Raw genomic sequence first — 18,535 nt, 5'->3', positions numbered from 1 at the left:
GCCCGGTTCCGGCACCCGCCACCTCCACGAACCGACCTTCATTCCCATGAAAGCCAGCGACATCAAGAAAGGCAACGTCGTCGAATTCAACAACGGCGTCTACCAGATCCGCGACATCGAACGCAGCTCCCCGCAGGGCCGCGGCGGCAACGTCCGCTTCCGTTTCATCATGTACAGCGTGCCGGGCGGCAACAAGCTCGATTCCAGCTTCGACGCCGACGACAACCTGCCGGAAGTCGAGCTGCTGCGCCGCCAGGCGACCTACTCGTACATGGATGGCGATGCGTTCGTCTTCCTGGACGACGAGGACTACACCCCGTACATGGTCGACGCGGATGTGCTGGGCGATGACGCCGGCTACATCACCGACGGCCTGACCGGCATCTACGTGCAGGTGATCGACGAGACCCCGGTGGGCGTGCAGCTGCCGACCAGCGTCGTGCTGGAAGTGGTCGAGACCCCGCCGGAACTCAAGGGCGGCACCGCCACCAAGCGCCCGAAGCCGGCCAAGCTCAACACCGGTATCGAGATCATGGTGCCGGAGTACATCGCCAACGGCGAGCGCGTGCTGGTCAACACCACCACCGGTGAATTCGCCGGCCGTGCCGACTAAGCGGTCTGCACTGACCGTCCTGCTCCTGCTGCTCGCGGCGTGCTCGCCGCGGGCAGTGGAGCGCGAGACGCAGGGCACCGGCGACGCGGACACCCGCCTCGGCGCGAGGGGCGGCGAGCCGCGCTGCGATGTGCCTGCACAGATCTTCGTGGCCGATGACATCCGCATGTACTGCGCGATGCCGGGCGACGTGCGGGCGTTCCTGACCCGCGAAAGCGCCTGCCAGCACTTCGCTGGCGAAGAAGCCTATGACGAAGACCGCGCCCGCGAACTGGCCTATGCGATCCACGAATACTGCGACGACCGTGTCGGGCTGTTCAACCAGCTGCTGCAGCGCCATGCGGACAACTGCCTGGTCCACACCGAACTGATGCTGCTGGGTACCCGCAACGAGCTTGCGCTGGATGCCCGCAGCCGGGCGCAACCCAACCCCTGCCCGCGCGGCACGTGACGACGCACCGGGCGCGCAGGCGCGCGCCCGGTGCTTTCCATTGCATCAGGGTTTGGCGGCCAGCGACGGCGCCCCGGCGAAATCGCCGCAGCCGTGGTACTGGCGCGCGCCGACGGTGAGCATGGCCGTGGCACCGAAGGCCTGGCCACTCATGTCGTCCTGGCACACCGTGCGCTGGAAAGTCAGCTTGACCGGGGTGCCATCCGCCGCGGTGCCGGACCAGCCGTCACGGCCCTGGGTCGGGTTGGTGATGTCGAGCGTGCGTTCACCGTAATCCATCTCGACGTGCAGTGCCGGGGTGGCACCCGCACCCACCTTGGCCAGCCAGCCGGGCTCGTTGCCGGTCGCGCGGAATCCGCCTGCCGCATCTGCATCGGCATCGGCATTGGCAGCCGCATTGGCATTGGCAGTCGCATTGGCCGGCGGTGCTTCGCCGCCCTGCTCGCCCGTACCGCTGCAGGTACGGTCCGGCTCGCCGTTGAGGATCAAGATCCCGTCGGTGGTGCCCTTGGTCCAGAATTCGTTGCCCTGCCCATCGCCATACTTGGCGCCGGACGCCGCCGGCTGCGAGGACATCGCGAAGGTGCGGTCACCGACCACCACGCTCGCCGAATCCTGGCCACGATACGTGGCATGCACTTCCAGTTCGCCACAGCGGAACGCATAGCTGCGCTCGTCGGTGGTGGAGGCATCGGCCGGGGGCGGCGCTTCGCTGCCGTCGGCAGCGGGGCTGCTCTGGCTGGCCGGTTGGCAGGCGGCAAGTGCGCCGGTAATGGCCAGGCTCAACAACCAGGGAGATGCGCGCATGAGGGACTCCTTGCGATAACGTCGACAACACTTGATCGTACCTGTGGCGCCGTGAGAGCAGGTGAAGCAGGCCTGACCCTGCGGACCGCCCTGAACACGCGATTCAGTGCGGGCGCGGCGGCGCGGGCAGCATGCACAGCGAGAGAAGATGCACGCCCGTTGCACCCGTGCAGCGCGCCCAGACCCGCAGCAGGCGCATCGAATGCAGTTGCCTGCCGTGCTCGCCATCGAGATGGAGGCGCAGCTCGCCGGTGACCAGCACCATCGCGCCGCAGGCCAGCTGCTCGGTCTGCCGTCGCTCGATCGCAACGATGCGGATGCGCCGCGCATTCCAGCCCGCCAGCCATGGAGAGGCATCCTGGCGCTGGCCGTCATGGCCGGTCAGGAACAGCGCCGGCGACAGCAGGGCATGCAACTGCTGCGGCTGCCATTGGATCAGCGTATCCCACAGCCGCGCCTCGGCGGCCTCCACGTGCGCCGGTTGCAGTACCGTGCTCATGGACGCACCCGCCCTCGTCGTCGTGGCACGCCGTCGTACCCGCACCATCCCTGGATCACCGCCGCCGGGGCGGCATCCCGCTTGTTGCTCTTCATCTGCACAACTGCCGGAGTGCCGGCCGAAATCACGATGGCGGCAGTCTGCGCGGCCTTGGTGGGGTTTCGATGGAGGAAGTGTGGAGATACGATGGAGCACAAGCACCTTCCTGCCCTGCCCTGCATGCCCGCCTCCAATCCACCCGGCGCCCCGACCGCGCGCTGGGATCACTCGCTCAATGCCCTGGTCCTGATCGTCGAGGACGAACCCGAGATCGCCGATATCGTCGCGGCCTACCTGGCCCGCGAGGGCCTGCGCACGCTGCGTGCGCAGGACGGCCCCAACGCCCTCGCCCTGCATCGCAGCGCCCGCCCGGACCTGGTCCTGCTCGACGTACAGATGCCGGGCATGGACGGTTGGACCGTGCTCAATACGCTGCGCCAGCGTGGCGATACCCCGGTGATCATGCTGACCGCGCTGGACCAGGACCTGGACAAGCTGACCGCGCTGCGGATGGGCGCGGACGATTACGTGGTCAAGCCGTTCAACCCGGCCGAGGTTGCCGCGCGGGTGCGCGCGGTACTGCGGCGCACCTTGAATGCGCCGCGCCGCAGCGCGCCGGAGATCCTGCGCGTGGGCAGCCTGGTGATCGATCCGGAGCACCACGCGGTGCATGTCGAAGGCGACGGCTACAGCCACGAACTGCTGCTGACCCTGACCGAGTACAAGCTGCTGCACTGCATGGCACTGGCACCGATGCGCATCTTCAGCCGCAGCGAACTCATGCACGAGTGCCTGCCGGAAAGCGAGGCGCTGGAGCGCACGGTGGACAGCCACGTCAGCAAGCTGCGCCGCAAACTCGACGATGTCGGCCTGGCCAACGTCCCGGCCAGCGTGCGCGGCGTCGGGTACCGGCTGGCGGCGGACCACTGATGCGCCGCTCGGGGCTGAGCCGGCACATCGTGCTGTCGATGTCGATGATGGTGCTGGCGGTCATCGTGATGGTGATCCTCAGCTCCTACCTGCTGTATGCGGTGCTGGTGGCTTTCTATCCCGGCGGCGTGGACCAACCGGTCAGCTGGGTGCCCAGTGGCCCGGAACTGGTCTGGATGGTGGGCGTGACCCTGATCGGGCTGACCCTGGCGGTGGCCGCCTCCGTGCGCCTGTCCCAGCGCATCCTGACCCCGCTCAACGCGGTGGTGGACAGCATCGGACGGCTTGCCGATGGCGACCTGGGCGCGCGTGCGGCAGTGAGTGACCGCTCGCTCGGCGAAGTCGCGCTGTTGGTGGACGACTTCAACGCAATGGCGCGCCGGCTGCAGAACATCGAGGCCGACCGGGTGATGTGGCATGCGGCGATCGCGCATGAGCTGCGCACGCCGGTCACCATCCTGCGCGGCCGCCTGCAAGGCCTGGCTGAAGGGGTGTTCGCCCCGGACCAAGGCCAGTTCCGCAGCCTGTTGGCGCAGGTCGAGGGTCTGTCACGGCTGATCGAGGACCTGCGCGTGCTCAGCCTGGCCGACAGTGCGCGCCTGGACGTCCGCCGCGCACGCAACGATGTGGTGCAGGAAGTGCACACGGTGATGACCCTGGTCGATCCGGGCTTCCGCAACAGCGGCTTCGTGCTGGAGCTGGAAACATCGCGCGAGGAGCATCCAGCGCATTGCGACCCCACCCGCGTGCGTCAGGCATTGATGGCGCTGCTGGAGAATGCACGCCGCTATGCGACGCCGGGCCTGGTGCGCATCGCCGTGCACGACACCGCTACCCACGTGCAGATCGCCGTCGACGACGAAGGCCCCGGCATCGATGCGGCGCTGCGCGAACAGATCTTCGATCCGTTCCTGCGCGGCGATGGTTCGCGCTCGCGTCAGCGCGGAGGCAGCGGGCTGGGGTTGGCAGTGGTCAAAGCGATCGCCGATGCGCATGGCGGCCAGGTAGCCTGCGGCGCCAGCCCCCTGGGCGGCGCACGCTTCGTCATCGAACTGCCGCGCCAGTAGGTGCGTCCTGCCGGGCCAGGTCGCGCATCCGCGTGCCGAGCCGGGCCAGGTTGTGATCGATCGTGGCCAGTTCGCGTTGCTGCGCGGCCGGCAGGCGTTGCTTCAACTGCTGTTGCAGCGCCTTCCAGGCAGGCACGCCCCGGGCGCTCAACTGTGCCGCTGCCCCGGCGGCCTGCCGTCGCTCGTCGGCCGACGGCAGCCCATAGCCGCCACCGGTCAGCAGTGCGGCCGGGCTGACCAGCTGCCCGGTGTCCTCAAGCAGCGCCCGCAGCGTAGCGCGCGCTGCGTCATCGCCCGTGTCCGGATGGCCGAGCAGCCGCTTCAGCACGTCGCGTGCACGCAGTTCCTCGCGGCGCAGGGCCGCCTGCTCCAGCAACAGCAACGCCGAGGTGGCCCGCAGATCGCCCTGCTCCACCCAGGGCGACCGAGCGCTCGCAGGCTGCCGCAACCAATCGCCCACCTTCGTCATGCCCAGTGGCAACTGCTGGCGGGCGACATCGAACAACTGCTGGTAGTGATCTTCGGCCGAAGCGAAGTAGTAGCCCTGGCGTGTCGCCTGCTCGCGATCGGCCAGCACGCGGGTATCGGCCACGCCTTGGCGCTCGAGCCGGGTCAGCAGTCCGCGCGGGGTGATCCGGTTCAGCCCAGGCGACGCCAACCGTGGCACGCCTTCCTGCAGCAGCTTGCCGGTTTCCACCGCGCAGTTGTTGCTGACGAACAGATAGCGGCCGTCGTAACTCCAGTGCACCTGCGCGACGCGCTCGAGCAGGCCGGCGATGTCCTGGCCGTCCAGTGCCAGCGGCACCGACGACAGCCCACGCAGCTCGAGCTGGGTGTATTCGTTGATGACCTGGTTGAGCGGCAGCACGAACAGGCGCGAGGGATAGGAGCCGGTCAGCCCACGCCAGCTGGAGATCTGCACATCGCCGACGAACGCGCGGTATGACAGCACGCGGTGGTCGGACAGATCCATCCGGCAGGCCGGCCCGCGCGGTCGGCCCGGTGCGCAGATCACCAGCCGCAGCATGCTGTGGCCCCAGCGGCTCATCACCTGGTCATTGCCTTCGGCGAGCAGGTAATCGACGGCGTAGACCCGGGCCGGATCCAGCTCCAGCAGGGTCGCGGCGCCGGCCTCTTCTTCGGCCTGCATCAACGGCAGGCGGCTGTCGCACGCGACAGTGCGGTCGGTGGGGCCAAGGTGCCTGGCGAACCACGCGGCCACTGCCGGCCGGCGACAGGCGTAATCGGGATCGAGCAGCAGGTGCTCGGCGTTGACCGCGAGGAATTCCGCCGGGCGTGTGCGCTCATATTCGTCCGGGCTGCGCTCGCTGAACGCATTGGCGGTGCGCCCGAGTTTCCACGGGCGCCGCTGCCAGCCGGCCAGATCGCGCAGCCGTGCATCGCGTGACCAACCGCCCTGCGGCGAGCGGTCCAGCACGTGGGTCAATTCATGGATGAGCGCGGCTTCGAGCGGGCGCGGCAGGGGTTGGTCCTCCTGCACGCTGTCGAGCAAGGCGCGCTGCAGGGTGATCGCCCCGTTGCGGGTCCGGCCGTGTACGTGCGCGGGCAAGGTGTCCGACCAACGCACCTGCACCGGTTGCTGGAACCGTGCCTGCCACTGCGGCGGCAGACTGCCGCGCACCTGCTGCAGGGTGCGCTCGGCGGCCACGATCTGCGCCGGGTCCAGCCCCTGCGGTTGCAGCTCCAACTGCAGGGCCGCATGTGCGAACGGCGCGGCCAGCCATGCGACCAGGACCGCCCAGCGCCAGCGGCGGACCTGACCGGAAGCGCACATCAACGGGCCAGCAGGGTCCTGGCCAGGGCCATGTCGCTGGCCTGCTGCTGCGCGACACCCTGCTCGCGCAGGTGCAGCAGCGCCGCCTCCAGGCGAGCGCCACGGATGGCACCGTCGCTGGCCACGAAGGCCGCGGCATCGTCACGCGCATCAAGCACGATCTTGTCGTCGCCCGAGCTGGACGAACCGGCCGACGACGCGCCGGATGCGGAACCGGCGGAACTGCCGGCAAAACTGGAGGCCATCGCCGACAACGGCAGGGCGAGCACGGCAAGGAGCAGGATCGGACGCATCATCGGGGTGTGGTTCACGGTGGAAAACACAGAGCGTATAGGCTGCGTGAAATCCTGTCTTGCCTCAGAGGTCGAAAACCTTGCCCGGATTCAGCAGCGCTTGGGGATCAAACGCGCGTTTGACCGCCTTCATCAGCGCGATTTCCGGTGCGCTGCGGGTGCTGTCCAGGTAGCCCTTCTTGACCAGGCCGATCCCGTGCTCGGCCGAGATGCTGCCGTCGAAACGGCTCAGCACACCGGCGAGCAGTCTGGTGACGTGCTCGCATTGGGTCAGGAACTCCGCGTCGGCCGTCTCGTCGGGCTTGAGCACGTTGATATGCAGGTTGCCGTCGCCGATGTGCCCGAACCAGACCACGTCGAACTGCGGGTACGCCTCCCCGATCAACGCCTGGGTTTCGGCGAGGAAAGCGGGCATCGCCGAGATCCGTACCGAGACATCGTTCTTGTAAGGCTTGTAGCGCGCCACCGCCTCGGTGATGCCCTCGCGCAGGCGCCACAGCTGCGCGGCCTGCGCGTCGCTCTGGCTGACCACGCCGTCACTCACCCAGCCGTGTTCCATGCAATCTTCGAACGCCGCCATGGCCGCCGCTTCCTGCACCTCATCGCCGGCCGCGAATTCGGTGACCACGTAATACGGGTGGACCTCGGCGAACGGTGCCTGCGCACCATGCGCCAGCACATGCTCGAGCGCGCGGTCGGTGAAGAACTCGAAGGCCTGCAGCTGCAGCCGCTCGCGGAACGCGGCGAACACCTGCATCAGCACCTCGAACGAAGGCAGCGCCAGCAGCATCACGTTGCTGGCCGGCGGCGGATCGGTGAGCTTCAGGGTCGCTTCGACGATCACGCCGAGCGTGCCTTCCGAGCCGATCAGCAGCTGGCGGAAATCGTAGCCGCTGGAGTTCTTGATCAGGCCCTTGTTGAGCTCGATCAGCTCACCGGCCATGGTCACCACCTTCAGGCCAGCGATCCACTCGCGCGTGTTGCCGTAGCGGATCACCCGGATGCCGCCGGCATTGGTGGCGATGTTGCCGCCGATCGAGCACGAGCCGCGCGCGGCGAAATCCACCGGGTAGATCAGCCCGTGTTCGAGCGCGGCGTTGTGCACCGCCTCCAGTGGCATGCCCGCCTGCACGGTCAGGGTGCGGTCGACCGCATCGAAGGCCAGCGGCTTGTTCATGCGCTCCAGGCTGAGCACCAGCTCGCCATGGGCGGCCACCGCGCCGCCGGACAGGCCGGTCCGGCCACCGGAGGGCACCACGGCCACGTTCCGGGCGACCGCCCAGCGCAGGGTCGCCTGCACCTCTTCGACCGTGCCCGGCAAGGCGATCGCCAGCGGTGCCGGGGTCCAGCGCCGGGTCCAATCGCGGCCATAGTGCTCCAGGTCGGCCGGATCGGTCTTCAGGCGCAGCCCGGGGCAATCGTGCAACAGCGAATCAAGGCGCGGGTCGGTCATGGGGCGTCTGGCGGTGCCGGGGGAGCCCGCAAGCCTGCCAGCCACTCCCCGCCGCGTCCAGTAGCGGCGCCTCGGGTGACGGAGCGCGTTGCTGCTCCCCTGCCCCCTGCCCGCGCACTCCGGATAGGTGCATCTGAAACCGTTTCGCCAGCGATTGGCGCACCGCACCATCGCGGCCGGCTTCTGGCATAGTTGAGGGCTCCCGCCGCCACACGTCGCACGCCGCCCATGTCGCCGAAAAAGACCTCGTTCCCGAAGCAGGATATCCGCGTATTGTTGCTCGAGGGGGTCAGCCAGACCGCGATCGACGTGTTCACCGCGGCCGGCTATTCGCAGATCGAACTGCACAGCAAGGCCCTGCCCGAGGACGAGTTGAAGGCGCGCATCGCCGAGGCCCACATCGTCGGCATCCGTTCGCGCACGCAGCTGAGCGCGGACGTACTGGTGCATGCCAAGCGCCTGATGGCGGTCGGCTGCTTCTGCATCGGCACCAACCAGGTGGACCTGGAGGCAGCGGAGCTGGCCGGCATCCCGGTGTTCAACGCCCCCTACTCCAATACCCGCAGCGTGGCCGAGCTGGTGATCGCCGAGGCGATCATGCTGACCCGCGGCATCCCGCAGAAGAACGCCGAATGCCATCGTGGCGGCTGGTCGAAGTCGGCCGCCGGCAGCCACGAGGTGCGCGGCAAGACGCTGGGCATCATCGGCTACGGCCACATCGGCACCCAGGTCGGCGTCATGGCCGAGGCGATGGGCATGCAAGTCATCTTCCACGATGTGGAAACCAAGCTGTCACTGGGCAATGCCCGGGCCGCGATCAGCCTGGACGACCTGCTGGCGCGCGCCGACATCGTGACCGTCCACGTGCCTGAAACGCCGGCCACGCAGTGGATGCTCGGCGCCGATGAACTGGCCCGGATGCGCCGCGGCGCGCACCTGATCAACGCCGCGCGCGGCACCGTGGTCGACATCGATGCGCTGGATGCGGCCCTGCGTTCAGGCCATCTCGGCGGCGCGGCGGTGGACGTGTTCCCGGTCGAGCCCAAGGGCAACGGGGATGCCTTCGTCTCGCCGCTGACCGCGCACGACAACGTGATCCTGACCCCGCACGTGGGTGGCAGCACGCTGGAAGCGCAGGACAACATCGGCGTGGAAGTAGCGGCCAAGCTGGTGCGCTACAGCGACAACGGCAGCACGCTGTCGGCGGTCAACTTCCCGGAAGTGACCCTGCCCGAGCACGCCGAGAGCCTGCGCCTGCTGCACATCCACCAGAACGTGCCGGGCGTGCTGTCCAAGGTCAACGAGATCTTCTCGCGCCACAACGTCAACATCGACGGCCAGTTCCTGCGCACCGACCCCAAGGTCGGCTACGTGGTGATCGACATCACGGCCAGCGAATCCCAGGCCGGCGCGGTCCGCGAAGAGCTGGCGGCGATCCCGGGCACCCTGCGCACCCGCGTGCTGTATTAATGTATTAATGGGGACGGGGGTAATTAATAATCACCCCCGTCCCGGTTGAATCAACGTGCCAGCCATCGTTTGGCCATGCGCGGCAGCGAATCATCTCCATCCGGGGTCTCGATCGCCGCGTTGGCCACGTCACGGATCTCGCGCCAGGCCAGCGCCAGTGATTCTTCGCTGATCGCGAACTGCTCGCTGCCCAGCGCTCGCACCACGTAGCGGGCGTCGTAATGCCAATGCCCCGGCACGTCCTTGCGTTCCGGAATCCAGTGCTTGTCGATGTCGAACAGTTCGCCATCCTCCAGCACCAGCGCGGACAGCCCGGATTCCTCCTCGGCCTCCTTCAGCGCCACCTGGGCCAGATCGCGCTCGCCATCGGCGTGGCCGCCCAGCTGCAGCCAGCGGCCCAGCTTGCGGTGGTGGGTCAGCAGCACGCGCTGCCCGTCGGCGCTCACCAGCCACGCGCTGCCGGTGAAATGCCCGGCCAGGCGCTCACGCAGAAACGGATTCTCCGGATCGTCCAGCAATGTGCTGAATTCGTCAGCCAACGCGGCGTGCTCCGGCTGTCGGCGGGCATAGGCGTCAAGCTGACTGCGCAGGGCAGCGTCAGGAACGGCAACGGATTCGGGGTTGAGCGACATGGCAGGAGCAGGCATCGGGCGGATTTGGCCGATTATCGCTCGGCCATGCTGCATTTGTGCTTGTACAGCGGCTTCAGCTTTGGCTAAGGTACAGCGGGCCCCGCACCGCTGGGGCGCCCAGTCGCCATCAGGGCGTGCGGCAATGTACCGCGCGCCTCACCTTTGTTCATTTAGGGAAGCACTGCATGCTGAAGTCTCTGTTGAGGGTCAAACCGGTCGCACCGGCACCGCACGTCGATGCCGGCGAGCCCATCGAAGGCAGCCTGGACGGCGAGCCCACACTGAAACGGACCCTCACAGCGAAACATCTCATCCTGCTCGGCATCGGTGCGGTGATCGGTGCCGGCATCTTCGTGCTCACCGGCCAGGCGGCGGCGAACCATGCCGGCCCGGCGGTGATGCTGTCGTTCGTGTTCGCCGGCTTCGCCTGCGCGCTGGCCGGCCTGTGCTACGCCGAGTTCGCGGCGATGATGCCGGTCTCCGGCAGCGCCTACTCCTACTCCTACGCCACCCTTGGCGAAGGCATGGCCTGGTTCATCGGCTGGTGCCTGGTGCTGGAGTACCTGTTCGCCTCGGCCTCGGTCGCGGTGGGCTGGTCGGCGTACCTGATCAGCTTCATCACCACCACGCTGAACATGCCGTTCCCGGATGCGCTCAGTGCCGCGCCGATCGCCTGGACCGGCCACGAGTTCATCGCCTCGGGCAAGCTGTTCAACCTGCCGGCGGTGCTGATCGTGGCGGCCGTCTCCGGCCTGCTGTACGTCGGCGTGACCCAGTCGGCCTTCGTCAACGCGATCATCGTGGCGATCAAGGTCACCGTGATCTGCCTGTTCATCGGCTTCGGCGCCGCGCACCTGGATCCCGCCAACTGGACCCCGTTCATTCCGGAGAACACCGGCGTGTCCGGCGAATTCGGCTGGAGCGGTGTGTTCCGTGCGGCGACCATCGTGTTCTTCGCCTACATCGGCTTCGATGCGGTCTCCACCGCCGCCGGTGAGACCAAGGACCCGCAGCGCAACATGCCGATCGGCCTGCTCGGCTCGCTGGCGGTATGCACCATCGTCTACATCATCGTCTGCGCGGTGCTGACCGGCATGATGCCGTACCACCTGCTGGGCACCGACAAGCCGGTCGCGACCGCGCTGGAGCCCTACCCGACCCTGTCCTGGCTGAAGACCGCGGTGGAGATCGGCGCGATCGCCGGCCTGTCCTCGGTGGTGCTGGTGATGATGATGGGCCAGACCCGCATCGCCTACACGATTTCCCGCGACGGCCTGCTGCCGAAGATCTTCGGCAAGGTCCACAAGCGCTTCCGGACCCCGTACTGGAGCACGATCGTGGTCGGCGTCATCGCCGCGGCACTGGCCGGCATGGTGCCGCTCAACGTGCTGGGCGAACTGGTGTCGATGGGCACCCTGCTGGCCTTCGCCACGGTCTGCATCGGCGTACTGATCCTGCGCTACACCCGCCCGGAGCTGGAGCGTCCGTTCCGCGTGCCGATGGTGTGGGTGATCTGCCCGCTGGGCGCGCTGGCCTGCCTGTTCCTGTTCTACCAGGCATTCGTGGTGCATTGGCACCTGTTCGTCGCCTGGACCCTGCTCGGCCTGTGCATCTACTTCGGCTACGGCATCCGCCACAGCAAGCTGAACAAGAAGAACGCCTGAGTGCTGCCGGGCCGGCCCAGTGCCGGCCCGGTCGTTTGTTACGTCGCGCCTGAGAAGAATTCCAAACCATGTTCAAGCAACTGTGGGCCACCAAGCATCCGCACGCCGCCCATGAAGACGCCAACGGCCTGAGCCTGCGCCGTACCCTCGGCCCCTGGGGCCTGACCGCGCTGGGCATCGGCGCGGTGATCGGCGGCGGCATCTTCGTGATCACCGGCCAGGCCGCGGCCAACCACGCCGGCCCCGCGATCATGCTGTCGTTCGTGCTGGCCGCGATCTGCTGCGCCTTCTGCGCGATGGCCTACGCCGAATTCGCGGCGATGGTGCCGGTCTCCGGCAGCGCCTACACCTATACCTATGCCACGTTCGGCGAGCTCTCGGCCTGGTTCATCGGCTGGATGCTGGTGCTGGAATATGGCGTCTCCGCCTCGGCGGTGGCGGTCAGCTGGACCGGTTATTTCCTGAGCCTGCTCAGCCATTTCGACATCCATCTACCGGCCGCGCTGGTCGGTGCGCCGCTGGATGGCCAGCTGCGCCCGACCGGTGCCATCGCCAACCTCCCAGCCGCCGTGCTGGTGCTGCTGTTGACCTGGCTGTGCTACGTGGGCATCAGCAAATCCTCGGCCATGAACATGGCGATGGTGGTGCTCAAGACCGCGCTGATCGTGCTGGTGATCGTGGTCGGCTGGAAGTATGTGGACCCGGCCAACTGGACCCCGTTCATTCCGGACAACGAAGGCCCGGGCAAGTACGGCTTCGATGGCGTGCTGCGCGGTGCGGCGATGGTGTTCTTCGCCTACATCGGTTTCGAAGCGGTCTCAGTGGCCGCGCAGGAATCGCACAAGCCGCAGCGCGACATGCCGATCGGCATGCTGCTCTCGCTGGTGATCTGCACCGTGCTCTACATCGCCATGGCGGCGGTGATGACCGGCCTGGTGCCGTACCAGTTGCTGGGCACGGATGAGCCGGTGGTGACCGCGGTGGCGGCGCATCCGCAGCTGGGCTGGTTGCGCGTGGTCGTGGAGATCGGCGCGCTGATCGGGCTGTCCTCGGTGGTGCTGGTGATGGTGATCGCGCAGCCGCGCATCTTCATGATCATGGGCCGCGACGGGCTGCTGCCGCCGTTGTTCACCAAGATCCACCCGAAGTACCGCACGCCGCACATCAATACCGTGATCACCGGCATCGGCATCGCGCTGCTGGCGGCGGTGTTCCCGCTGGACGTGCTCGGCGAGCTGACCTCGATGGGGACGCTGATCGCGTTCGCGGCGGTCTGCGCCGGCGTGCTGATCCTGCGCCGCACCCAGCCGGACCTGCCGCGTCCGTTCCGGATGCCGATGGCGTGGTTGATCTGTAGTCTGGGCGTGCTGAGCTGCGTGGCGCTGTTGACGGCGATGACGGCCCACAACTGGATGCTGATGGGCTTCTGGACGCTGGGCGGTTTCGCGATCTACTTCGGTTATGGGTATCGCCATAGCCGCCTGCGCGGGAAGTAAGGTCTACGCTTAAGGCCACGGCCGAAACGGCGGCTGTCGTGGATCAATCGGTTTGGCGGGGTGGTGCGGGTTCGCGGGGGACGCCGTGAATCCATCCCTGGAGGCTTATGTCGCCGCATCCATGCGGCTCATACCCCCGCCAACCCACACCACCCCGCCTCTGACAGCGTGCGGGTGACGGTGCCCACGTCACATGCAACGCCAAACGCCCGGCCTTCGGCATCCGGTTCGGCTTCCAGTTCGGCGTCAGCTTCGGCGTCAGCTTCGGCGTCAGCTTCGGCTTCGGCTTCGTGCCGGCGGGCTCCTCACTGTGTGGAAGGACGGACGGGGTGGGGTTTGAGGGGGTATGAGCCGCATGGATGCGGCGACATAAGCCTACAGGGACGTACTTGCGGCGTCCCCCGCAAACCCCACCCCGTCCGGCCCAGTCGACAAACCTGCTTTTGGCGTTTGACCTAGCTAAAATGACCGGCATGAGCACCCCCACCTTCCCGTACGACACCGCGCGCCTGAGCGAGCTGGCCCAGCTGCTGATCGACAACGTCCGTGAGCTGGCCCATGCCGGCTGGACCCCGGCCACCAGCAGCAACTTCTCCCACCGCCTGGATGACCGCCATGCCGCGATCACCGTGTCCGGCAAGGACAAGGGCCGGCTGGTGGAAGACGACATCATGGTGGTCGATTTCGACGGCAAGGCCGTCGGCCGGCCGCTGCGCCCGTCCGCCGAGACCCTGCTGCACACCCAGCTGTATCGCCGCTTCCCGGAGATCGGCTGCGTGCTGCACACCCATTCGCCGGTGCAGACCATCGCCTCGCGGCTGTATGCGCCGCAGGGCCATATCCGGCTGGAAGGTTACGAGCTGCTCAAGGCCTTCCACGGCAACAGTACCCACGAGATGGCGGTGGATGTGCCGGTGTTCGCCAACACCCAGGACATGGACGTGCTCTCGGCACAGGTCGATGCCCTGCTCGACACCCAGCCGCTGTGGGGCTACCTGATCGACGGCCACGGTCTGTATGCCTGGGGCCGTACCATGGCCGAGGCGCGCCGCCACATGGAAGCCTTCGAATTCCTGCTCCACTGTGAGCTGGAACTGCGCAAGCTGCGCGGCTGATCGCGCTCAGATTCCTGAAGAGAATCTGTATTCCGCGCATCGGCATCAGTGCGTCGCCCCCACCCCGGCGCCGCACTGGTACCCTTTCCTTCCCCTCTTCGCCTCGATGCCGCCGCCATGAGCCGACTCCGCATATTTGATGACACCGCCCCGGATGTCCCGCTGTTCGACAGCCGGGATGGCGAGGCGATCGCCGCCGAACTGACGCCGATCGGGGTCACCTTCGAGCGCTGGCAGGCGGCCCATGAGGTCGCGCCGGGCGCCAGCCAGGACGAGGTGTTCGCTGCCTACAGGACCGATATCGACCGCCTGGTCGCCAAGCACGGCTTCAAGAGCGTGGACGTCGCCTCGATCGCGCCGGACAACCCGAACCGCGCAGAGCTGCGCAGGAAGTTCCTGGACGAGCACTTCCACAAGGAAGATGAAGTCCGTTTCTTCGTCGCCGGCTCCGGGCTGTTCACCCTGCACGTGGACGGCAAGGTCTACGAGATCGAGTGCGTGAAGAACGATCTGATCGCCGTGCCCGATGGCATCACCCACTGGTTCGACATGGGCGAGGAGCCGAGCTTCGTGGCGATCCGCTTCTTCACCGAGCCGGATGGCTGGGTCGGCCATTTCACCGGCAGCGACATCGCCCAGACCTTCCCGCGTTACCACCCCGCACAGCACCAGGCCGACTGATCCATGCCGCATCCGACCGTCATCCTCACCGATATCGAGGGCACCACCAGCAGCATCTCGTTCGTCAAGAACGTGCTGTTCCCGTATGCGCGCAAGGCATTGCCGGCGTTCGTCGCCGCGCACGGCCAGGAGCCGCAGGTGCGCCGCTGGCTGGACGCGGTGGCGGTCGAGATCGGTGGCGCCTGCCAGGACAGCCTGATCGTGGAGACGCTGCAGGGCTGGATCGACCAGGATCGCAAGCACACCGCGCTCAAGGCGCTGCAGGGCATGATCTGGGAAAGTGGCTACCGCAACGGTGACTACAAGGCGCACTTCTATCCCGAAGTGGCCGCCGTGTTGAAGGGCTGGCATGCCGAGGGCAAGCCGCTCTACGTGTATTCCTCCGGGTCGGTGCCGTCGCAGAAGCTGTTCTTCGGCTTCAGCGAGGCCGGTGACCTGACCGGGCTGGTCTCGGGCTGGTTCGACACCGAGGTCGGTGGCAAGCGTGAGGCGGACAGCTACCGCCACATCGTCGAGGCGATCGGCGTGCCGGCCGGGCAGATCCTGTTCCTGTCCGATGTCGTCGAAGAGCTGGATGCCGCGCGCGAGGCCGGCCTGCAGACCCGTCTGCTGGATCGGCTTGAGGATTACCCGCTGCCGCGCAGTGGTGAAGCCACCCACGGCCACGACCGCGTCGAGAATTTCCAGCAGATCACGCTGTAGAGCCGATGGGTAAACCCGACCGGTAGAGCCGACTGTTAGTCGGCTGACGCCATGCCGATCGAAGAAAAGCAGCCGACCAACAGTCGGCTCTACCGGTCGCCTCTTCCCCCATCGGCTGACGCCATGCCGGTCGCCCGTCGCGTTACCTTGCCTTCGTATCCGCAAGCGAGGTGAAGCGCAGCGCATCACGCAGCGTGTCCAGGTCCATCTCACTGCGCAGGCGGATGGTGACCGTCTCACCCGGCACCAGGTCCAGCGCGTTGTCGTCCAAGGTGGCATCCACGCCGTCGAAGTCGATCCACAGCGCACGCACCAGCTTCGGCGCACGCAGGGTCAGCACGGCACCCTCGCCGTCCGCGCGCAGCGTGCTGTCGATCTTCGCAGGTGACAGCGCCAACGCCTTGGCCGGGACGAAGTAGACCACCTGTTGCGACAACAGCGTCGCGCCATCGAACAGCTCAACCACCGCCACGGTCCGCGTGGGATCGGCCCCTTTCAGCAGGTCCGCATCGGCGAATCGTCCCACCTCCAGCGCGGACAGCGGCGGCAACGCCACCGTGTGCCGCTGCTCGCTGTGCCGGGTGCCATCGACATCGAGCACACGCAGCCGCCACGTTGCCTGCAGGCCCTGCTGGCGATCATTGAGCAGGCTCACCCGGGTCACGCCTTCGTCGCGCAGCGCGGCCACCGCGTGGTCGGCGAAGAAGCGCCTGGCATGGAAATGCAGCGCCTTCCAGCGCCCGTCGTAGTCGATGCTCGACCACGACGCACCCGGCCACACGTCGTTGAGCTGCCAGTACAACGAGCCCATCGTATACGGCCGTGAGGCGCGGTGATGGAGCGCGGCGAGCTGGATGCCGTCGGCCTGCATCACCTGGCTCAGGTACACGAAGGCCGGGAAGTCGCGCGGCGTGCCGTACTCCTCCTCGATGTACTTGAGCAGGCGCTGGTTGCCCTCGCCGGCCATGAATTTCTGGTGCGCGCGCACCGTCGCGCTGTCGACCTGCTGCTCGGCGACCGGAATGATGCCGTCCAGCGTGCGCAGCACCGGCCAGGCCTGCAGCCCGTACTCGGACATGAAGCGCGGCGTTTCGTGCAGGTAGGCGGTGACCGGCAGCGCCGGATTGCCCCACACCTGCCAGTAGTGCTTGTCGCCGCGGGTGGAATCGTTGGCCTTCTCATCCAGGTCGTTGCTCGGCGAGCTCGACCAGTACGGCACGCCCAGGCCCTCCTCGGCCACCACCTGGCGCAGGTCATGGCCGAACAGATCCACGTAGCCCTGCCAGACCTTCGCGGCGAACGCGGGATCCGCAGCGGTCAGGGCGCGGCCGTGGCCCCAGTCCTTCCACGCGGTCTCTTCTTCGTTGTTGCCACACCACAGCACCACGCTGGGGTGATGACGCAGGCGGCGCACATTGTCGCGCGCTTCGGCGACCACGTTCGCGCGGAAGGCCGGATCGTAGCCGGGCTGCATGCCGCCGCCGAACATGAAGTCCTGCCAGACCAGCAGGCCAAGTTCGTCGGCGATGTCGAAGAACGCATCGTCTTCGTAGTAACCGCCGCCCCAGTTGCGCAGCATGTTCATGTTGGCATCGCGCGCCGCGGTCAGCTCGCGTCGGATCCGCGCCGCGTCCACGCGCGCGGGGAACATGTCGAACGGAATCACGTTGGCGCCCTTGGCGAAGATCGGCACGCCGTTGATGACGAACGCGAAGCCCTGCCCGCCGTTGCGATCCACCTCACGGCGCAGCTCGACGGTGCGAAGACCGGTGCGCTGCTCGATGTGGGTCGCGTCCGTCGTGCCAGGTGCCAAGGTGGCACGCACGGTATAGCGCGCCTGCTCACCCTGCCCGACCGGCCACCAGCGCCGCGGCTGCTGCAGCGCGACCGGGATTGAGATACGGTTGTCGCCGGCCTGGAGCAGAGGCATGCGCTCGATGCGCGCCACGCGCTTGCCGTCCGGGTCCACTACCTCCAGCTGCAACGCTGCAGTGCCGACAGCAGCACTCTCCACCTCCACTGCAACCTCAAGGTCCGCCCGCGTCGCATCCAGGGCGCGGGTCTGCACGCTCAGCGTGGTCAAACGCTGCGCGTCCCAGCTCTCCAGTTGCACTGGCCGCCAGATGCCGGCGGTCACGTAACGGGGGCCCCAATCCCAGCCGAAGTGGTAGCCAGGCTTGCGCACGAAATTGCCGATCATCGCGTCTTTGGGCTCATCGCCATAGGGCGAGGGATAGTTGCCGGCGATCTTGTGCGGCATCGCCTGCACGCCCGGCAGCAGGGTGCGGATCGGCGAGCGCAGCACGATGCGCAGTTCATTGCCGTGCGCGCGCAGCTTGCCGTCGACCCGCGCGCGCCAGGTGCGATGGCTGTTGTCGGCCTTCAGCAGCGGCTGGCCATTGAGCGCGACCGTGGCGAACGTGTCCAGCCCTTCGAACGCCAGCTCGGCATGCGCACGGGCGAGCGTGCTGGCATCCACATCGAACCGTGCGCGGTACTCCCAATCGGCCAGGCCGATCCACTGCAGGCCGGCCTCCGCGGCGCCGACGTAGGGATCGGGGATCCGCCCCTGCGCCAGCAGGTCGGTATGCACCGCGCCGGGCACCTGCGCCGGGCGCCACTGCTGCAGGTCAGGGTGCGCGGCACCGCGCGCGTCACCGGGCAGCAGGCGGAATGACCACTCCGCCGCCAGCGGGGCGGCAGCCACGGGCAGTGCCCATGCTGCCAGCAGGACCAGCAACAGCCAGCAGGCCGGTGCAATGACATGGAGACGGCTGTGCGCGCGCATGGAGACCTGCCTGGCTGCGGGAGCAGCCGACCAATGGTCG

At 67.4% G+C, this 18,535-nt stretch carries 17 protein-coding genes; 10 read left to right on the top strand and 7 right to left on the bottom strand.

From position 1 onward, the window contains the following. Nucleotides 1-46 precede the first annotated feature (46 nt). Together yeiP and AC07WC_RS06885 are read left to right on the top strand one after the other, a co-directional pair. On the top strand, nucleotides 47-613 hold the full coding sequence (yeiP, locus tag AC07WC_RS06890; protein ID WP_019182972.1) for an elongation factor P-like protein YeiP: 567 nt from the start codon (nucleotides 47-49) through the stop codon (nucleotides 611-613). Further along, nucleotides 603-1,064 (top strand): hypothetical protein, encoded by a 462-nt coding sequence (locus tag AC07WC_RS06885; RefSeq protein WP_495209341.1) that lies wholly within the window; start codon nucleotides 603-605, stop codon nucleotides 1,062-1,064. Before yeiP ends, AC07WC_RS06885 begins: the two co-directional genes overlap by 11 nt. A 45-nt stretch (nucleotides 1,065-1,109) precedes the next feature. On the opposite strand, the gene AC07WC_RS06880 is transcribed toward AC07WC_RS06885, so the two are convergent. Both AC07WC_RS06880 and AC07WC_RS06875 read right to left on the bottom strand, forming a co-directional pair. Then, complete coding sequence (locus AC07WC_RS06880; protein ID WP_495209340.1) at nucleotides 1,110-1,871, bottom strand: MliC family protein; 762 nt, start codon at nucleotides 1,869-1,871, stop codon at nucleotides 1,110-1,112. 103 nt (nucleotides 1,872-1,974) lie between these two features. Further along, a complete protein-coding gene (locus AC07WC_RS06875; RefSeq protein WP_495209339.1) occupies nucleotides 1,975-2,370 on the bottom strand; it encodes a nuclear transport factor 2 family protein in 396 nt (131 codons plus the stop codon). A 219-nt stretch (nucleotides 2,371-2,589) separates the two neighbouring features. Here AC07WC_RS06875 and AC07WC_RS06870 point away from each other — a divergent pair, with 219 nt between their 5' ends. Together AC07WC_RS06870 and AC07WC_RS06865 are read left to right on the top strand one after the other, a co-directional pair. Further along, nucleotides 2,590-3,339, top strand: coding sequence for a response regulator (locus AC07WC_RS06870; RefSeq protein ID WP_495209419.1), 750 nt, complete (start codon nucleotides 2,590-2,592; stop codon nucleotides 3,337-3,339). Continuing rightward, nucleotides 3,339-4,406 carry an ATP-binding protein gene (locus AC07WC_RS06865; RefSeq protein ID WP_495209338.1) on the top strand — a complete coding sequence of 356 codons (1,068 nt, stop codon included), beginning with the start codon at nucleotides 3,339-3,341 and terminating at the stop codon, nucleotides 4,404-4,406. The genes AC07WC_RS06870 and AC07WC_RS06865 overlap by 1 nt, the downstream gene beginning before the upstream one ends. Here AC07WC_RS06865 and AC07WC_RS06860 read toward each other — a convergent pair. The 3 genes from AC07WC_RS06860 to AC07WC_RS06850 form a co-directional block, all read right to left on the bottom strand. After that, on the bottom strand, nucleotides 4,384-6,201 hold the full coding sequence (locus tag AC07WC_RS06860; RefSeq protein ID WP_495209337.1) for a DUF7844 domain-containing protein: 1,818 nt from the start codon (nucleotides 6,199-6,201) through the stop codon (nucleotides 4,384-4,386). The two genes, AC07WC_RS06865 and AC07WC_RS06860, sit on opposite strands and share 23 nt — an antisense overlap. Next, complete coding sequence (locus AC07WC_RS06855) at nucleotides 6,201-6,497, bottom strand: DUF2388 domain-containing protein (RefSeq protein ID WP_495209418.1); 297 nt, start codon at nucleotides 6,495-6,497, stop codon at nucleotides 6,201-6,203. Before AC07WC_RS06855 ends, AC07WC_RS06860 begins: the two co-directional genes overlap by 1 nt. Before the next feature lie 61 nt (nucleotides 6,498-6,558). Next, a complete protein-coding gene (locus tag AC07WC_RS06850) occupies nucleotides 6,559-7,947 on the bottom strand; it encodes an FAD-binding oxidoreductase (RefSeq protein WP_495209336.1) in 1,389 nt (462 codons plus the stop codon). 228 nt (nucleotides 7,948-8,175) lie between these two features. On the opposite strand from AC07WC_RS06850, the gene serA reads away from it, so the two are divergent. Then, nucleotides 8,176-9,417: a phosphoglycerate dehydrogenase gene (gene serA, locus AC07WC_RS06845; RefSeq protein WP_495209335.1), complete on the top strand. Its 1,242-nt coding sequence runs from the start codon at nucleotides 8,176-8,178 to the stop codon at nucleotides 9,415-9,417. Between the two features lie 50 nt (nucleotides 9,418-9,467). Here serA and AC07WC_RS06840 read toward each other — a convergent pair whose 3' ends face one another. After that, nucleotides 9,468-10,049 carry an NUDIX hydrolase gene (locus AC07WC_RS06840; protein ID WP_495209417.1) on the bottom strand — a complete coding sequence of 194 codons (582 nt, stop codon included), beginning with the start codon at nucleotides 10,047-10,049 and terminating at the stop codon, nucleotides 9,468-9,470. A gap of 185 nt (nucleotides 10,050-10,234) precedes the next feature. On the opposite strand from AC07WC_RS06840, the gene AC07WC_RS06835 reads away from it, so the two are divergent. The 5 genes from AC07WC_RS06835 (at nucleotide 10,235) to mtnC (ending at nucleotide 15,707) form a co-directional block, all read left to right on the top strand. Continuing rightward, entirely contained in the window at nucleotides 10,235-11,713 is a 1,479-nt protein-coding gene (locus AC07WC_RS06835; protein ID WP_495209334.1) for an amino acid permease, read from the top strand. Nucleotides 11,714-11,781: 68 nt separating this feature from the next. Further along, nucleotides 11,782-13,209: an amino acid permease gene (locus tag AC07WC_RS06830; RefSeq protein WP_495209333.1), complete on the top strand. Its 1,428-nt coding sequence runs from the start codon at nucleotides 11,782-11,784 to the stop codon at nucleotides 13,207-13,209. Between the two features lie 473 nt (nucleotides 13,210-13,682). Continuing rightward, on the top strand, nucleotides 13,683-14,324 hold the full coding sequence (locus AC07WC_RS06825) for a methylthioribulose 1-phosphate dehydratase (protein ID WP_026069746.1): 642 nt from the start codon (nucleotides 13,683-13,685) through the stop codon (nucleotides 14,322-14,324). 117 nt (nucleotides 14,325-14,441) lie between these two features. Further along, nucleotides 14,442-15,005 carry a 1,2-dihydroxy-3-keto-5-methylthiopentene dioxygenase gene (locus AC07WC_RS06820; RefSeq protein ID WP_495209332.1) on the top strand — a complete coding sequence of 188 codons (564 nt, stop codon included), beginning with the start codon at nucleotides 14,442-14,444 and terminating at the stop codon, nucleotides 15,003-15,005. Between the two features lie 3 nt (nucleotides 15,006-15,008). After that, nucleotides 15,009-15,707 (top strand): acireductone synthase, encoded by a 699-nt coding sequence (gene mtnC, locus AC07WC_RS06815; RefSeq protein ID WP_495209331.1) that lies wholly within the window; start codon nucleotides 15,009-15,011, stop codon nucleotides 15,705-15,707. A 142-nt stretch (nucleotides 15,708-15,849) separates the two neighbouring features. Here mtnC and AC07WC_RS06810 read toward each other — a convergent pair whose 3' ends face one another. Beyond that, the gene (locus AC07WC_RS06810) at nucleotides 15,850-18,495 is read right to left on the bottom strand and encodes a beta-mannosidase (protein WP_495209330.1); all 2,646 of its coding nucleotides are present in this window, start codon (nucleotides 18,493-18,495) and stop codon (nucleotides 15,850-15,852) included. Nucleotides 18,496-18,535: the final 40 nt, after the last annotated feature.

The sequence above is a fragment of the Stenotrophomonas sp. GW821-FHT01H02A genome (genome assembly GCF_059422145.1).
This window is presented reverse-complemented; position numbering and strand designations above follow the sequence as displayed.

Bases quoted from the DNA above. Each gene is read 5' to 3' on its own strand.
- mtnC (WP_495209331.1), top strand. From the start codon at position 15,009: ATGCCGCATCCGACCGTCATCCTCACCGATATCGAGGGCACCACCAGC.
- AC07WC_RS06840 (WP_495209417.1), bottom strand. From the start codon at position 10,049: ATGTCGCTCAACCCCGAATCCGTTGCCGTTCCTGACGCTGCCCTGCGC.
- AC07WC_RS06855 (WP_495209418.1), bottom strand. From the start codon at position 6,497: ATGATGCGTCCGATCCTGCTCCTTGCCGTGCTCGCCCTGCCGTTGTCG.
- AC07WC_RS06810 (WP_495209330.1), bottom strand. From the start codon at position 18,495: ATGCGCGCGCACAGCCGTCTCCATGTCATTGCACCGGCCTGCTGGCTG.
- AC07WC_RS06825 (WP_026069746.1), top strand. From the start codon at position 13,683: ATGAGCACCCCCACCTTCCCGTACGACACCGCGCGCCTGAGCGAGCTG.
- AC07WC_RS06865 (WP_495209338.1), top strand. From the start codon at position 3,339: ATGCGCCGCTCGGGGCTGAGCCGGCACATCGTGCTGTCGATGTCGATG.
- AC07WC_RS06850 (WP_495209336.1), bottom strand. From the start codon at position 7,947: ATGACCGACCCGCGCCTTGATTCGCTGTTGCACGATTGCCCCGGGCTG.
- yeiP (WP_019182972.1), top strand. From the start codon at position 47: ATGAAAGCCAGCGACATCAAGAAAGGCAACGTCGTCGAATTCAACAAC.
- AC07WC_RS06880 (WP_495209340.1), bottom strand. From the start codon at position 1,871: ATGCGCGCATCTCCCTGGTTGTTGAGCCTGGCCATTACCGGCGCACTT.
- AC07WC_RS06835 (WP_495209334.1), top strand. From the start codon at position 10,235: ATGCTGAAGTCTCTGTTGAGGGTCAAACCGGTCGCACCGGCACCGCAC.
- serA (WP_495209335.1), top strand. From the start codon at position 8,176: ATGTCGCCGAAAAAGACCTCGTTCCCGAAGCAGGATATCCGCGTATTG.
- AC07WC_RS06820 (WP_495209332.1), top strand. From the start codon at position 14,442: ATGAGCCGACTCCGCATATTTGATGACACCGCCCCGGATGTCCCGCTG.
- AC07WC_RS06860 (WP_495209337.1), bottom strand. From the start codon at position 6,201: ATGTGCGCTTCCGGTCAGGTCCGCCGCTGGCGCTGGGCGGTCCTGGTC.
- AC07WC_RS06830 (WP_495209333.1), top strand. From the start codon at position 11,782: ATGTTCAAGCAACTGTGGGCCACCAAGCATCCGCACGCCGCCCATGAA.
- AC07WC_RS06870 (WP_495209419.1), top strand. From the start codon at position 2,590: ATGCCCGCCTCCAATCCACCCGGCGCCCCGACCGCGCGCTGGGATCAC.
- AC07WC_RS06875 (WP_495209339.1), bottom strand. From the start codon at position 2,370: ATGAGCACGGTACTGCAACCGGCGCACGTGGAGGCCGCCGAGGCGCGG.